This is a genomic window from Terriglobales bacterium, from assembly GCA_035764005.1.
Classification (GTDB): domain Bacteria; phylum Acidobacteriota; class Terriglobia; order Terriglobales; family Acidobacteriaceae; genus Gp1-AA112.
Map to the genome: position 1 here is coordinate 1 of DASTZZ010000108.1, position 14,322 is coordinate 14,322.

General features: G+C 55.9%; 12 protein-coding genes. 7 read left to right on the top strand and 5 right to left on the bottom strand.

The window, feature by feature from the left end:
• Positions 1-680, top strand: a 680-nt coding sequence (gene rho / locus VFU50_17570) for a transcription termination factor Rho (protein HEU5234674.1), incomplete at its 5' end; no start/stop codon positions are given.
• A gap of 136 nt (positions 681-816) precedes the next feature.
• Here the strand turns inward: rho and VFU50_17575 are convergent.
• Positions 817-1,827: a YncE family protein gene (locus VFU50_17575; GenBank protein ID HEU5234675.1), complete on the bottom strand. Its 1,011-nt coding sequence runs from the start codon at positions 1,825-1,827 to the stop codon at positions 817-819.
• A 289-nt stretch (positions 1,828-2,116) separates the two neighbouring features.
• Here VFU50_17575 and VFU50_17580 point away from each other — a divergent pair, with 289 nt between their 5' ends.
• From VFU50_17580 to VFU50_17590, 3 genes are read left to right on the top strand one after another with little or no spacing between them, the layout of a single operon-like run.
• Complete coding sequence (locus tag VFU50_17580) at positions 2,117-3,511, top strand: sigma-54 dependent transcriptional regulator (GenBank protein HEU5234676.1); 1,395 nt, start codon at positions 2,117-2,119, stop codon at positions 3,509-3,511.
• A 40-nt stretch (positions 3,512-3,551) separates the two neighbouring features.
• Positions 3,552-5,429, top strand: coding sequence for an ATP-binding protein (locus VFU50_17585; GenBank protein ID HEU5234677.1), 1,878 nt, complete (start codon positions 3,552-3,554; stop codon positions 5,427-5,429).
• 2 nt (positions 5,430-5,431) lie between these two features.
• Complete coding sequence (locus VFU50_17590; protein ID HEU5234678.1) at positions 5,432-6,070, top strand: hypothetical protein; 639 nt, start codon at positions 5,432-5,434, stop codon at positions 6,068-6,070.
• Between the two features lie 118 nt (positions 6,071-6,188).
• Here the strand turns inward: VFU50_17590 and VFU50_17595 are convergent, their stop codons facing one another.
• Positions 6,189-6,680, bottom strand: coding sequence for a DinB family protein (locus VFU50_17595; protein HEU5234679.1), 492 nt, complete (start codon positions 6,678-6,680; stop codon positions 6,189-6,191).
• Between the two features lie 304 nt (positions 6,681-6,984).
• Positions 6,985-8,022 carry a VWA domain-containing protein gene (locus tag VFU50_17600; GenBank protein HEU5234680.1) on the bottom strand — a complete coding sequence of 346 codons (1,038 nt, stop codon included), beginning with the start codon at positions 8,020-8,022 and terminating at the stop codon, positions 6,985-6,987.
• 386 nt (positions 8,023-8,408) lie between these two features.
• On the opposite strand from VFU50_17600, the gene VFU50_17605 reads away from it, so the two are divergent.
• On the top strand, positions 8,409-8,969 hold the full coding sequence (locus tag VFU50_17605) for an NADH-quinone oxidoreductase subunit B family protein (GenBank protein HEU5234681.1): 561 nt from the start codon (positions 8,409-8,411) through the stop codon (positions 8,967-8,969).
• 142 nt (positions 8,970-9,111) lie between these two features.
• Here VFU50_17605 and VFU50_17610 read toward each other — a convergent pair whose 3' ends face one another.
• Positions 9,112-10,608 (bottom strand): PLP-dependent aminotransferase family protein, encoded by a 1,497-nt coding sequence (locus tag VFU50_17610; protein ID HEU5234682.1) that lies wholly within the window; start codon positions 10,606-10,608, stop codon positions 9,112-9,114.
• Between the two features lie 79 nt (positions 10,609-10,687).
• On the opposite strand from VFU50_17610, the gene VFU50_17615 reads away from it, so the two are divergent.
• Both VFU50_17615 and VFU50_17620 read left to right on the top strand, forming a co-directional pair.
• The gene (locus VFU50_17615) at positions 10,688-11,833 is read left to right on the top strand and encodes a hypothetical protein (protein ID HEU5234683.1); all 1,146 of its coding nucleotides are present in this window, start codon (positions 10,688-10,690) and stop codon (positions 11,831-11,833) included.
• Complete coding sequence (locus tag VFU50_17620; GenBank protein HEU5234684.1) at positions 11,811-13,490, top strand: pyridoxamine 5'-phosphate oxidase family protein; 1,680 nt, start codon at positions 11,811-11,813, stop codon at positions 13,488-13,490. Before VFU50_17615 ends, VFU50_17620 begins: the two co-directional genes overlap by 23 nt.
• A 226-nt stretch (positions 13,491-13,716) precedes the next feature.
• Here the strand turns inward: VFU50_17620 and VFU50_17625 are convergent.
• Positions 13,717-14,322, bottom strand: a 606-nt coding sequence (locus VFU50_17625; GenBank protein HEU5234685.1) for an aminomethyltransferase beta-barrel domain-containing protein, incomplete at its 5' end; no start/stop codon positions are given.

Sequence of the window (14,322 nt, forward strand, 5' to 3'; positions counted from 1 at the left end):
CGATTACAACGAATCATCCAGAGGTCGTGCTGATCGTGCTGCTCATTGATGAACGTCCGGAAGAAGTTACGGATATGCAGCGCTCAGTGAAGGGCGAAGTGATCTCGTCGACTTTCGACGAGCCGGCAGCCCGCCACGTGCAAGTCGCGGAAATGGTAATCGAGAAGGCGAAGCGTCTGGTCGAGCACAAGCGCGACGTCGTGATCCTGCTTGACTCGATTACGCGCCTGGCACGCGCTTATAACACGATCGTGCCACCATCAGGAAAAGTGCTCTCCGGTGGTGTCGATTCGAATGCGTTACAACGTCCGAAGCGCTTCTTCGGTGCGGCCCGCAACATTGAAGAAGGCGGATCGTTGACGATCATCGCCACGGCTCTGGTTGAAACCGGATCGCGCATGGACGACGTGATCTTTGAAGAATTCAAAGGCACGGGGAACATGGAAATCATCCTCGACCGCAAACTAGTCGATAAACGCGTCTTCCCGGCCATCGACATTCAACGCTCCGGCACGCGTAAAGAAGAATTGCTCATTCCCAAGGACGATTTGGCACGGATTTGGGTGCTGCGAAAAGTTCTCAACCCGCTCTCGCCGGTAGAAGCAATGGAACTGCTAATCGACAAGCTCGGCAAGACGCGTTCGAACAGCGAGTTCCTGGCGAACATGAGCTCGATCTAAGGAAAACCGCCACGATCGCACGGATTTTCCGCCTTATCATTCCGAGCGAAGCGAGGAATCCCTACTGGACCCATGCTGCACGGGAAAAGTAGGGATTCCTCGCTTCGCTCGGAATGACAACGACTAGCTCAGGAGCTCATTTCGTCACGGCTGCAGTCTTGATTTCGTCGGAGGTGATTGGCAGCGCCCCGAACTGCTTCAGGATTACCATCTTTGATTTGCCTTCACGGCCGCCCGGAACGTAGATGAGCTTGCGCTCCGGATCAAATGCCAGACTGTGCCCTTTCACGTCGGTCTTGAGCTCACTATCGTAGAGGAGCTGGCGTCCCTTGACTTTGATGGTTGTTACGGTTCCATCACTGGAAGCGCCGTAGAGAACACCGTCAGTTGCATCGAGCCACAGGCGGTCGGTTCCGGCTGCCACAGGCACCCGGCTGAGTTCGGCGCCCGAGTCGGCATCAATCGAGAGCACGGCGTAACGCACGGCGATGAAAAGTGTGCGTGAGGTTGGTTCCAAAATGATCCCCGTAGGCTGCGAGCCGTTCAGCTTAACGGTCTTGATGGGCTTGGCGTCGCGTTCGAGCGACACGGGATAGGCAACCACAAGATTCTGATCTTCGAGGGTGACGAAGACAGCGTTCCGAATTGGGTCGTAGGCCATCAGGTCGGGATCACCCGCAACATCGACGATCTGCATTTCGCGATTGATCTGCCGGCTGACCAGAGTGAGCGAACGCGCGTACGGATTGGTCGCGATGATGTTCGTCGTGCCTGGAACGAGGAGCAGATTTTCAGGAGCGCGGCTGAGTTGAATGCGATCTTCTACATGCCAGTTGCTAGTGTTTACGACATCGATGGAGTTCGTTCCGGCGTCGGCGATGTAGGCGCGACCAGCGGCGTCATCTACGGCAACTCCGCGCGCACTCACGATGCCCGAAATCTGCGCCACGAACCGGCGCTTCGCCGGATCAAAGATATCCACCGTGCCCGCCCCATTATGGGCAATCACCAAGTAGCCTTTGGCAAACGCTAATGTCTCAAAACCGGGTCGGCCTGGAACGTCGAGCAAAGCGATCTCGCGCAGCTTCAAGCCAAAGCTGGGGATAGCAAACAGTAGTAGAACTAGGAAGGTTTTAGAAAGACGCATTACCGGTCCAAAATGCAGCTATTTACGTCAACAGCTTGGGATGCAGTCCAGAGCTGTTCTGCTGCCTTTGGCCCAGATTGCCATCGAGCAGCAGTTCTGCATCTTAATGGCTGCTGGCTTCTGGCTGCTGGCTGCTGGCTGCTGGCTGCTGGCTTCGGGCTTGAGACTGGACTGAGAACGAGTTGTGCGTGCGTGCAGTGATAGCCTAGTAGGAGCGGCAACTCTCAGTTCAGATGTCGCCACCGGTTTTTGGCCAGAAGCTAGTGGCCAGAAGCCAGCAGCCAGACTTATGCCTGATAAAGTCCTCATCGTCGAAGACGAAGAAAACGCACGAACTGGTCTCGCCGAACTGATCTCCGCATGGGGATACCGAACGGAAACCGCCCGCGACGGCCTCGAAGCTCTCGACAAGGTGATCACGTGGGCGCCGAGCATCGTGGTCACCGATCTAAAGATGCCGCGCATGGACGGTATGGAACTATTGCAGCGTCTTGGCGACCAGCCCGAAGCCATGGCCGTAGTCGTTCTTACGGCTCAGGGCACCATCGACAGCGCCGTCGATGCTATGAAGATGGGGGCCTACGACTACATCCAGAAGCCGGTCGATCCCACGCGGCTGAAAGCGATCCTGCAAAACGCCTCACGGCAGCGCGACACCGAACGCGAGCTTGAAGTCACGCGGCGACAGCTGCGTGATGCTGGAGTACTCGGACGCCTGGTTGGCAAATCCCGCAAGATGCAGGAGATCTTTGCACTCCTTGAGCGTGTCGCACCGAGTACGGCTTCAGTTCTAATCACCGGCGAAAGCGGCACGGGAAAAGAGATGGTCGCGCGCACACTGCACGAGTTGAGTCCTCGGAAATCGAAACCATTCGTCGCCATCAACTGTTCGGCGATTCCTGAGACGCTGATCGAAAGTGAAATCTTCGGCCACGAGAAAGGCGCATTCACCGGAGCGCTCGAGCGACGGGCCGGCTGTTTCGAATTAGCAGAGGAAGGCACGCTGCTGCTCGACGAAATCGGCGAGATGCCGATCGCCACGCAGGCCAAACTCCTGCGCGTGCTGGAAGATCGCAAGCTGCGCCGCCTCGGCAGCAAGACGGAAACAGAAGTGAATGTCCGCGTTCTAGCCGCAACGAACAAGGTTCCGGAAGAAGCAGTGGCAAACGGACAGCTCCGCAATGACCTTTACTATCGCCTGAACGTCTTCAACGTGCACATGCCCCCGCTGCGCGAGCACAAAGAAGATCTGCCGGAACTCACAGAGGCATTAGTCAACGATCTGAACGAAAAGCACGGACGCGAAATCGCCGGTGTTGATGAGGAGGTAATGCGAGCTTTCCAGGCATACAGTTGGCCGGGAAATGTTCGCGAGCTGCGCAACACCCTCGAACGTGCGGTGATTCTCGCAACCGGCAAGTTAGTCGAGGCGCGCCATTTGCCTCCTGGATTCGGTACTGCTCAGGTAAAGGCGGCAGAGTTCGACCCCAACGCGATTCATCTCGGAGTTGGAACGACAGTTGAAGAAGCGGAAAAGCAGTTGATCCTGCGCACACTCGCGAGCACAAACAACAACAAGACACGGGCGGCAGAGATTCTGGGAATCAGCCTGAAGACTCTGCACAATAAGCTGAAGGAGTACGGCTCGAACGGCAGCAACCTGGCCGATGCTGCCAACCAGTAAGTCGCTTCCGCCGCAGTTGGCGGAGAGAAGCTGAGCATCCATGCGACTCAGAACCAAACTGGTAGTTGCGATCACCCTCATGGTGGTGGCCATTGTGGTCACGCTGTCGACCATCTACGTTGCGCAGATCGTACATCAGGTCGTGAATGACACTTTTGGAGATGCAAAGGTATCGGCTTGGGAAATCGAGCACCTCTCGAAACTTGCCGAGGAGACCGATATCAACAGTACGCGCATCGATCCCTCCAATACTCAGCAGGTCAATGAATGGGTAGAGGAAACCCTCCAGACAGATCCTGGTGTGAATGGTGAGATCGAGTCACTTATCGGATACAACTTACTAATCAGCGATGCCTGTGTTGTTGGCCCGGATGGTCGGGCCGTGGTGCATAGCAACCCAGATTCAGTCGGGAAGCTTGTTCCCACGCGTCCGAATCTTGAGGATCTTAAGAACGCCCATTTCTGGCGCCAGCTTCGACTCATTTACGGGCCAATTGACACATATGTCTACAAGATTCCACTCGACCTCGATTCCCGTCCCTGGGGATCCGTCCAGGTTGGAGTGTCGACCGTGTTCCTGAAAAACACACTGCAGCCGTATCTTTCGCATGCACTCGAATTTTCCGCAGTCGCTATTCTGGTTTCTTTGATCCTTGCCGCCGGGCTCTCCGTCCGCGCACTGCGTCCTCTGGAAGCGATCTCCCGTCGGCTCGATCAGATGACCGCAGGCGAAGTCACTGCTCCAGTTCCGCAGGAGCTGACTCGCCGAGACGAATACGGCAACGTGAGCTCCAAAATTGAACGCATCGGTCGTCAGATGCGGACGGTCAATGAAGTCTTCTCCGCTCTGCAGGAAAATGTCGATCAGATCATGGCCAACCTGCAGGATGGCTTGATGCTGTTCACGCAGGACGGCCGCGCCGTGCTGGTCAGCGCCTCGATTGAGACCTTCCTGGGAAAACCTCGTTCAGAAATGCTGGGCAGCCACGCCGAGCAAATCTTTTCCCGGCACACCCAGCTTGGCCGCGCGGTTCTCAGCGCATTCGCCGCTCATGAGCCGGTCGACATGATCGAGATCAGCGGAGATCACGGCAGCGAGGTCCAGGTCTCGCTGGACTTCATCGAAGAAGGCGGACAGCAACTTGGCGCGCTGCTCACCATGCGCGATAGCGAGTCGATGCGGAAGATTGAAGACGAAATCGAAGTCTCACGCCGGCTGGCAAATATCGGAAAGCTGACTTCCGGAGTAGCACACGAAGTAAAGAACCCGATCAACTCCATAGTTGTGCATTTGGAGATTCTCCGCAATAAACTCAAGGAGCCCGACGCCGACACGCAACGCCACATGGACGTGATCGGCAGCGAAATTCAGCGGCTCGATCGTGTCGTGCAAACGCTGGTTGATTTCACCCGTCCGGTCGAGCTTACGCTCTCCGAGATTGATTTGCGGAATATAGTCGAGCAGGTTGCATTCGTGGCTCGTCCCGATTGCGAACGACATGGCGTGCAGGTCGTCACCGAGATCGGCCCTGACTCTCTACCCGCAAAAATCGACTCCGATCTATTCAAACAGGCTCTGCTGAACATCGTTATCAACGGCGCTCAGTCTATGAGCGATGGCGGAACATTAACCATCCGCGCTCACCGCCAGGACGGCGAAGATGCGCAGATTGAGATTCAAGATACCGGTCCGGGAATTCCGCCTGCCATTCGCGACAAGATCTTCAATCTCTATTTCACGACCAAAAAAAGCGGCAGCGGCATTGGTCTGGCAATGACTTATCGCATCATGCAATTGCATAATGGATCAATACACTTTGATACGCGCGTAGGGGAAGGGACAATTTTTTATCTGACGCTGCCGCTGGCTCGTGCCGAGCAAAGACAGCAGCCAAGCAATCTGGTAGCTCATTCATAAGCATGCAACCGTTCTCATACTCACGACTACTCGGGCTGGTGCTGGCGTTTGCCCTCGTGTTCTGTTCGGGCTGCAAAAAGAAGAAACCGGCCGTGCCTCCGCCGCAAGCGCAGGCTCCCACCGTCACAGCCCCGGCGCCTGAGCAAAAGCCAGAGCAAACCCAACCTACCCAACCGACTACTCCTCCGCAGGAGCAGCAGCCTGCGCAACAACCTGAGGAGCAGCCGCAGACTCCCGAAAAGCCATCACCTTCAAAGCCCAAGCACACAGCGCGACGTCATCCGGCAACCTCGAGCAGCACAGCAAAGAAGAATACGACTCCTCCGCCAGCCCCTACCCCGCCAGCGACTTCTACCGCATCGGCCAAACCTCCCGACGCGGACGTTGGGCAGATATCTCCCAACATATCGCAGAGTGCGGCATCTCAGGAACAGCAGAGCACCACACAGTTGCTCGACTCGACCGAGCAGAACTTGCGCGCCCTCACACGCGCGCTCAGCAATGATGAACAAAATACGGTGTCACAGATTCGGAGCTACATCGTCCAGTCGCGTTCGGCGTTGAAGGATCAGGACTTCGAGCGGGCAAAAAATTTGGCCCTCAAGGCGCATCAGCTCTCGGACGTATTGCTGAGGCAGTGAAGCAACAGAACCGCACCCGATAGCGGTGGGGCAGCCGCAGATTTTGCGGCTGCGTTCTGGATAACGATCAAATCGAGCTTCTTGCCCTAACCACCGCTTATGACCACCGACGGCCTCGTCACTTCTCGTCAGCGCTCGGCCCGTAGAGTCCCGGAATGGGAACGTCGATGAGCCGCAGGTATACAGTGAGTTGGCCGCGATGATGGATCAGGTGATTGAGGGCAAAGCCACGCACGACCGCCGCGCGTGGCATCGTGAACAGCGTCTGGCCACCTCTCTTCAGTGACCATTCTCCGCTCCATTGCTGATCTTTCGCGTTCGCGATCGCCGCCCGAGCTTCTTTGGCCTTTTTCTCGAAGGTCTCCAACAATTCCTGCTTCGATTCGGGAGCTTTGTTTCGCGGCGCAGTGGCGAGGTCAAGCTCTGAGGAATTGAGCGTGAAGGTGACCCATTCGGGAAGATTTGCCACATGTCCTGCCAGCCATCCGAGGTTTCCTGATTTCAGATGCGGCTTCCAATCGGCTTTCTCCAGCGGCACGCGCTCAAGAACCTTTCGCGTGTTCGCCATTTCCAAATCAAATTCACCCAGCAGCGCTTGCGAGATCGACATCTCAGTTGTCCTCCTGAACGCATTACAGATTCGCAACCCTGCTTCGGAGACTCAAAGAAAAACAAAACGCGTCTTGGCCCAAGGCTTTCAGTGCAATAAAGAACATGCTGCCTATTCGTCGCAGACGCTAACAGATCTTCGTCCGGCAACGTGGACTCACTGGACAACATGGACCTTATGGACGCTAAGCACTGGAATTAGTACCCGACCAGAGCGTCCACGAAGTCCACTTCGTCCACAGTACTTTTTCTGCTGACTGCCGTTAACGAAGAAGAAACCCACGCCAGCGCGCGCGTGTCGACTGTTAATCGTCTTTTCTCGGCACGTAGCCCCGGCGGTAATAAACCTGCAAGGGGAGAAAGCTGTCGCTTCGGCTCACGCGCACGCGGATCTTGCGGAATTTGTGATTCTCGGTTGCCGGAGGTGGCCGGTAGCCAAGGATGTATTGATTACGAAGTTCGCGGCTGGCACGTGCTGCAGCCTCGGGAATGCCCGCAGGATTGTCTAACGCGATGGTGCGTCCACCTGTTGATTCCGTCACCTGAGTAAGCCACTGACGCCCGAATCGCTGTTCGAGTTTTTCGGTCAGCAGGATCGTCGGAGCATCGCAGATGTCGATCGCATAGATCTGGACATCCGACTCGCGCGCGATCTTCTTGATTTGCCGCAGGCTGTGGCGGCTGTTGTTATCGCCGCCATCGGAGATCACGAGCAGCGCCTTGCGCGAATACCGCGCTTTTTTCAGCTTAGCCAATCCCATGTAAATGGCGTCGGCCAAAGCCGTGTTTCCTTTTGGCTGCGCCACGCCCAGCGCCGCCTGAATTCTTTCAAACGACTGCGTGGTGTCTGCCAGCACCTTCGGTTTATCGGCGAACGTAATGACGAAGTAATCGTCTGCCGGATTGGCATTGTTGAAGAACTCAGCCGCCGCCTCTCGCACGCTGTCGATCTTATTGGCCATGCTGCTGCTCAGATCCACCAAAATGCCCATGGAAAGCGGCTCGTCTTCGCTACTGAAATATTGAATTTTCTTCTCTGTATCGCCCTCGAACAACTTGAAATTGCTCTCCGCGAGATCGACGACTGGATGGTTCTGAGTGTCAGTGACTGAGACCGGCACGAGCACCATTTCCACGTCAATCTTCAGTCGCTCCGTCGGAGGCATGCCGAGCCTGGATTTGTGGGGTTCCGGTTTGGGAACAATGTGGACATCATCCATCGATTGCCCGAGGACACCACCGCACATCGCCACCACGACAACGAAATTGAGGAAAAACGAAAAGAATCGAACAGGAAAGAACCGGAACCACGAACGGAAGAAGACATAACGACACAAATACATGGCCGATACCCAGGGTCGTGCTTTGGAAATGTGTCGGGAATTATCCGCCGAAGTGAAGAAATTCGGAAGCAGTTTTTTCGCCTATACGTCGTTTAGGTCCGCTCCGCATTGACCTGCAGTTCTCACCAGGGAGCCACGGAGAACACAGAGAACACCAAAACCAGATTGAACACGAAGGTCACGAAGGCTTAATGATGTTGCATTGCACACGCATTACTTTGCGCACTAGTGCGGAAAACTCCGACCAACCCGCCCGCCACTTAATTCCTTTGTGCCCTTCGTGACCTTCGTGTTTAAGTGCGTTTGTCTCCGTGTCCTCCGTGGCTCCGTGGTGAAAATTGGGTTTAGCGTCTCGACTGCGAGACAGCGTAAAATAGTAAGCAGATATGAGCGAACAAGAGCGCTACCAGGAATCCCTGAAAATGCAGAACAACCGCCGCCGGGTGGAGGAAGTGAACTTCGGCGAAGATGTGCCCGAAGGCGTGCTTCTCACGTCGCTGGACAAGGTTGTGAACTGGATGCGCAAGAGCTCTATCTGGCCAATGACCTTCGGCCTGGCTTGCTGCGCGATCGAGATGATGTCGATGGGCGCATCGCGATTCGATATCGCGCGCTTCGGCGCTGAGGTGTTTCGTCCGTCGCCCCGTCAAGCCGATCTGATGATCATCGCGGGCCGAGTCTCGCAGAAAATGGCTCCCGTCATCCGTCGCCTCTATGAGCAGATGCCGGAACCGAAATGGGTCATCTCCATGGGTGCCTGCGCTACCTCGGGCGGTGTCTTCAACAACTATGCGCTTGTACAAGGCGTGAATCAGGTGATTCCGGTCGACATCTACGTTCCCGGCTGCCCGCCGCGTCCCGAGCAGTTGATCTACGCCATCACGCTGCTGCAGGAAAAAATCATGAACGAGCGCGGCTCGTTCAAGCGCGCGCTGAATTTGGCGTAGGAACATCAGCGCCGGTCTTCTTAACAGAGTCGGCGTTTCTCGTTCAACGCACAATGCTTCCAAACGTACTGTCATCCCTCGCGTCGCAGCGAAGCCATCGAAATCTTCATACACTTTGTTTTGCGGCGCGGGGGACCTGCTGTTATGGCCCCTCGATGCTCATCCTCAGCTTAGACACGCCCTCCTGAATCTGGCGCGGGTTCGCCCCGCCATATCCAAGAATGAGGCCTCCCCTGGCTGGTGGTCTCAGATAGCACGTAGATAACGGCATTGCCGAAACTCCTTTCTGCGCTGCCTTCTTCGAAACCACCACATCGCTGACGCCGCACGGCAGCATCATTACCAGATGCATGCCGGCTTCATCGCCAACCACCTCGACTTTGTCTCCAATTTGAAGGCGAATCGCGCTTACCAATGCTTTTCTCCGCGCCATACAAAGCATGCGCATGCGACGTATATGGCGAGCGAAGTGTCCCTGTCGGATGAAATCGGCCAGGACGGATTGGTACAGCGTTGCGGAAAACACATCCGCAGCATCTCGCGCAGCGCAAAATGCGGGTACCAGATCTTTGGGAATTACCAGGTAGCCGACACGCAGAGCGGGAAACATTACTTTGCTGAAGGTCCCAACATAGATGACTCGCGAATATGTATCGAGGCCTTGCAGGGAAGCAATAGGACGGCTGCCAAACCTGTACTCGCTGTCGTAGTCGTCCTCGATGATCCACGCGCCAGAACGCGCTGCCCAGTTGAGAAGAAGCATGCGACGCGTCGCGGTCATCGTCGCGCCTAATGGATATTGGTGCGAAGGAGTGATGTATACCGCTCGCGCCTTTAGACCCCGACGTATTATGCTCTCGACCTTCATGCCCTGCTCGTCTACGGGAACAGGAACGAGCTTTGCGCCGGCGGCAATGAAAGCCTGACGTGCGCTGGGGTAACCCGGTTCTTCTATCCAGACAGAATTTTTCGAATCCAGCAAAATCTGCGCGGCAAGCTGCAAGCCTTGCTGCGATCCGGTTGTGATCATGACCTGTGATGCATCGCAGAGCACCCCACGAGCTGCGCCAAGGTACTCGGCGATGGCTTCCCGAAGAGGCAAATGGCCCAGGGCGTCTCCGTAGGCCATCAGGCTCTTTGTCGACGATCGAGAATGCCGCGCCACCAGCTTCGACCAGATACTAATCGGGAAGTGATCCAGCGCGGGCAAACTCACTCGAAACGCACCCACGATGTTTAGCCATGACTGCGATGGCAACTGCGTCAGCGCCAGGCCGCGACGGGAAATTCGACGCGGCGCCATCTTCTCCGTGTTCTGCCGATCCCGTTTCCCCTCGTTGTTGGCGGCGGCCGGCATCAATGTTTCATCCGGAAGCGATCGAGATACACACGTTCCTGCTCCGGGAAACGTCTCTAAATAACCTTCTGCCAGCAACTGCTCGTATGCGTTGGAGACAGGAATCCGTGAAATCCTCAACTCAGTAGCGAGAGTTCTGGTAGATGGAATCCGCTGTCCCGGCCGGATTTGACCGCTGGTAATCGCCAGCCGGAACCACTCGTACAACTGCCTGTACATCGGAATCGCCGCGCGAGTGTCCAGCGCGATGGGAGGAAGGAACGTGGTGGGAACGCGTCTCATGTTGCCGGTCGAAAGTGGCATATCGTATCACACTAAAGTGGACATTGTGATAGACCACTATCCACATTAGCTTTGCAGCATGAATGCGCTCCTGAGTATTCGAACCTGGCTCCTGATCTCGAGCCTGGCGATGGTTCAGCCTCTCGAGCCGCTTTGGCAGCAGAATGCGGCGGTATCGAGCACCAGTGCCCAATCCGCGCCTGCGGAACATGATGGACAGCACGATTTCGATTTCGAAATCGGCTATTGGAAGACTCACATATCCCGGCTCGAGCACCCGTTAAGCGAATCTCGCACCTGGGTTGAATACGACGGTACATCCGTTGTTCGACCAATCTGGAACGGCCGCGCCAACCTGGTCGAACTCGAAGTCGATGGTCCGTCAGGTCACATCGAAGGACTGTCGCTGCGTCTCTACAATCCGCAATCTCGTCAGTGGAGTCTCAACTATGCGAACAGCAAAATTGGCAGCCTGAGTCAACCAGCATTCGGCGAGTTCAGGAATGGACGCGGTGAATTCCTCGATCAGGAATCATTTAACGGAAAAATGATTCTTGTTCGCGGTGTCTTTTCTGAGATCACGCCGAATTCGTGCCGTTTTGAGCAGTCATTCTCAAAGGATGGCGGAAAGACCTGGGAGGTGAACTGGATCGCGACTGACACGCGGATAAAAGATGAGGTATCGTCAGAGAACTCGAACACAGCCACGCCGGGTGTGCAGTCTAACTCTGCAGCCCCTGACGGATCACACGACTTCGATTTCGAGATCGGCAGTTGGAATATCCACCTCTCGCGTCTGCAGGATCGCTTGGCAGGTTCTACCACCTGGATCGAATTTGACGGCACTTCCGTTACGCGAAAAGTCTGGAATGGCCGCGCCAATCTGGAAGAGTTCGAAACCGCCAGTCCAACGGGGCACATCGAAGGACTGACCCTCCGCCTCTACAATCCCCAATCTCACCAGTGGAGCATCTATTGGGCCAACGGTAACGATGCCATTTTGGGACAACCCATGATCGGCGAATTCAAGAATGGAAGAGGCGAGTTCTTCGATCAGGAGTTCTGGAAAGGCAGAGCGGTTTTTGTTCGATTCATCTGGTCGAACACCAATAAGAACAAACCTCACTTCGAACAGTCGTTCTCCGATGACGGCGGCAAAACCTGGGAGGTCAACTGGATTACCAACCAGACACGGGTAAGCGATGAATCCAACAAAACGAAGTGAACTCCGCCGCATTCCTGCGAGGGGATCGCACGATTGGGAGATGATCAGCGAAATTCTTGACGCTTGCTTTCTCGCTCACATTGGATTTTGCGTCGATGGCCAGCCATTCGTCATTCCCACTTTGTACGGCCGAGATGGCAGAAAACTCTATCTGCACGGCTCCGCCGCAAGTCGCATGGTTCGCGAACTCGAGAGCGGCGTGCCGGCGTGCTTGACGGTCACGCTGGTCGATGGGCTGGTACTGGCACGATCTGCATTCGATCATTCGATGAACTACCGCTCGGTCGTTGCATTCGGAACCGCAAGAACAATCTTCGACCAGGCGCAAAAGATCGAGTCTTTGCGCGTCATCTCAGAACATCTCATTGCCGGCCGATGGGATGACGTCCGAAGTCCCAGCGAGACCGAGTTGAAGGCTACCGCGGTTTTGGAATTCTCGATCGAAGAGGCATCATCAAAAACCAGAACGGGACCACCCGTTGACGATGAGAGTGACTACGGACGACCAGTATGGGCAGGTGTATTGCCGCTTGCGATTCAATCCGGCTCGCCCATACCGGACGACAACTTAGCGCAAGGCGTCACAGTTCCCGACTATGTTCGGCTGTACAGACAACGATTCAACGGGCACAGTGGCAATTCAAGCGAAAGGCCAATTCTGCGCAAGAACTTCTTTACCTGGCGGATGTTCCTTGTAATCCTCGCGCTGTTGATCACGGCATTAGTGCCGGGCGTTGTGAGTGCGAAAGCCCAGCAGCCATCAGCGTCCGTTGCTCCTGAAGCACGCCAATCACTCGACGATGCCTGGTGGACTGGCCCTATGCTCGCGCCATCCGCAGCGACATTGCCGCGTGGACACTTTCTGATCGAGCCCTATCTGTACGACGTCACCAGCCCACATTCCAACGGCTTCGGTTCGCTCACATACATAAACTACGGGCTCGCCGACAGATTGACCGTCGGCATGATTCCCATTTTTGGATTCAACAAAATAAATAATGGACTCAACAGCTCAAATGTCGGAGTGGGAGATCTCACGCTGCAGGCTCAGTACGGGCTAACGAAGTTTCACGATGGCGGTTGGATCCCGACAACCTCGGTAGCAATTCAGGAAGCGCTACCCACCGGAAAATACGATCAGCTAGACGACCGGCCGAGCGACGGCCTTGGCAGCGGTGCATACACGACAACGCTGGCGCTCTATTCGCAAACCTACTTCTGGCTGCCGAATGCTCGCATTCTGCGCATGCGCTTCAATGTCTCGGCGGCGCTCTCAAGCAATGTGAACGTCAGAGACGTGAGTGTGTATGGAACTGAAGCAGGATTCCGTGGACACTCAGAACCGGGAGCTTCGTTCTTAGTCGACGCATCTTGGGAATACAGTCTGACGCGCCGGTGGGTACTAGCGTCCGATGCCACTTATCGCCACAACGGCAATACCTTGGTAATCGGAAACAATATTCTGAATCGCAACGGCGCGCAGTCATCCGGAATCCGGACCGACTCAGGTTCGAGCGAAGCATTTGCCCTTGCACCAGCCGTCGAATACAGTTGGAAGCCCAACCTCGGAGTTCTCCTCGGTACGCGCCTGATCCTAGGTGGGCACCGCACTGCAACGTCGATTACTCCGGCGGTTGCGATCAATTTTGTGTACTAACACAGTTAGTTTTCAAGTGGAAGACTCCGGCTTTACGGGCTGCGAAAAAATGCGGGCGCGACAGGGGTACAGAACCGGCGCCGGTAGGCGGTGGGTCGGAGATTGCCGAATGGCGAGCTCCGACCGCAAGGATGCCACCCTCAAGTCCAGAGACGCAGCCGCAACACACGCGGCTGCCCCACCGCCTGCCGGCGGCGGTTCCGTCGCGCATGTGGAGCGGAAACGATCAGCAGATCCAGCCGCCGCCTACAACAACATCCTCGTCGTAGAACACAACAGCCTGTCCCGGAGTGATCGCCCGCTGCGGCTCCTCGAATGTAACGACCGCTCGATCGCCTGCGATACGAACCTCTGCATCTGCCGGCTCGTGCCGATGACGAATTTTGGCCTTCACGCGAATCGGAGCATCGAGAGACTCGAACGCGATCCAATTCAAGCGATGGGCATGCAAGGTTCGCGAGCGCAGATCATCATCCCCTCCAACAACCACCTGCCGCTTATCGCCACGCAGCTCGATCACATACAGCGGCGATCCAGTAGCGACACCGAGCCCCTTCCGTTGTCCCACAGTGAAGTTGTGAATGCCGGAGTGATGACCAACGACCTCGCCGATAGTAGTCACCAACTCGCCAGCGGTATTCGGCAGCTCCTCGCCCTGCTCATCCAGATAGGCCTCGATGAAGCGCTTATAATCGCCGCCGGGAATGAAGCAAATCTCCTGCGAGTCAGGCTTCTCGGCGAGCGCCAGTCCGTACTCGTGCGCACGCGCGCGAACGTCGGGCTTCGACATGTTCCCTAATGGGAACAGAGTCTTGCTGAGCTGCTCCTGGGT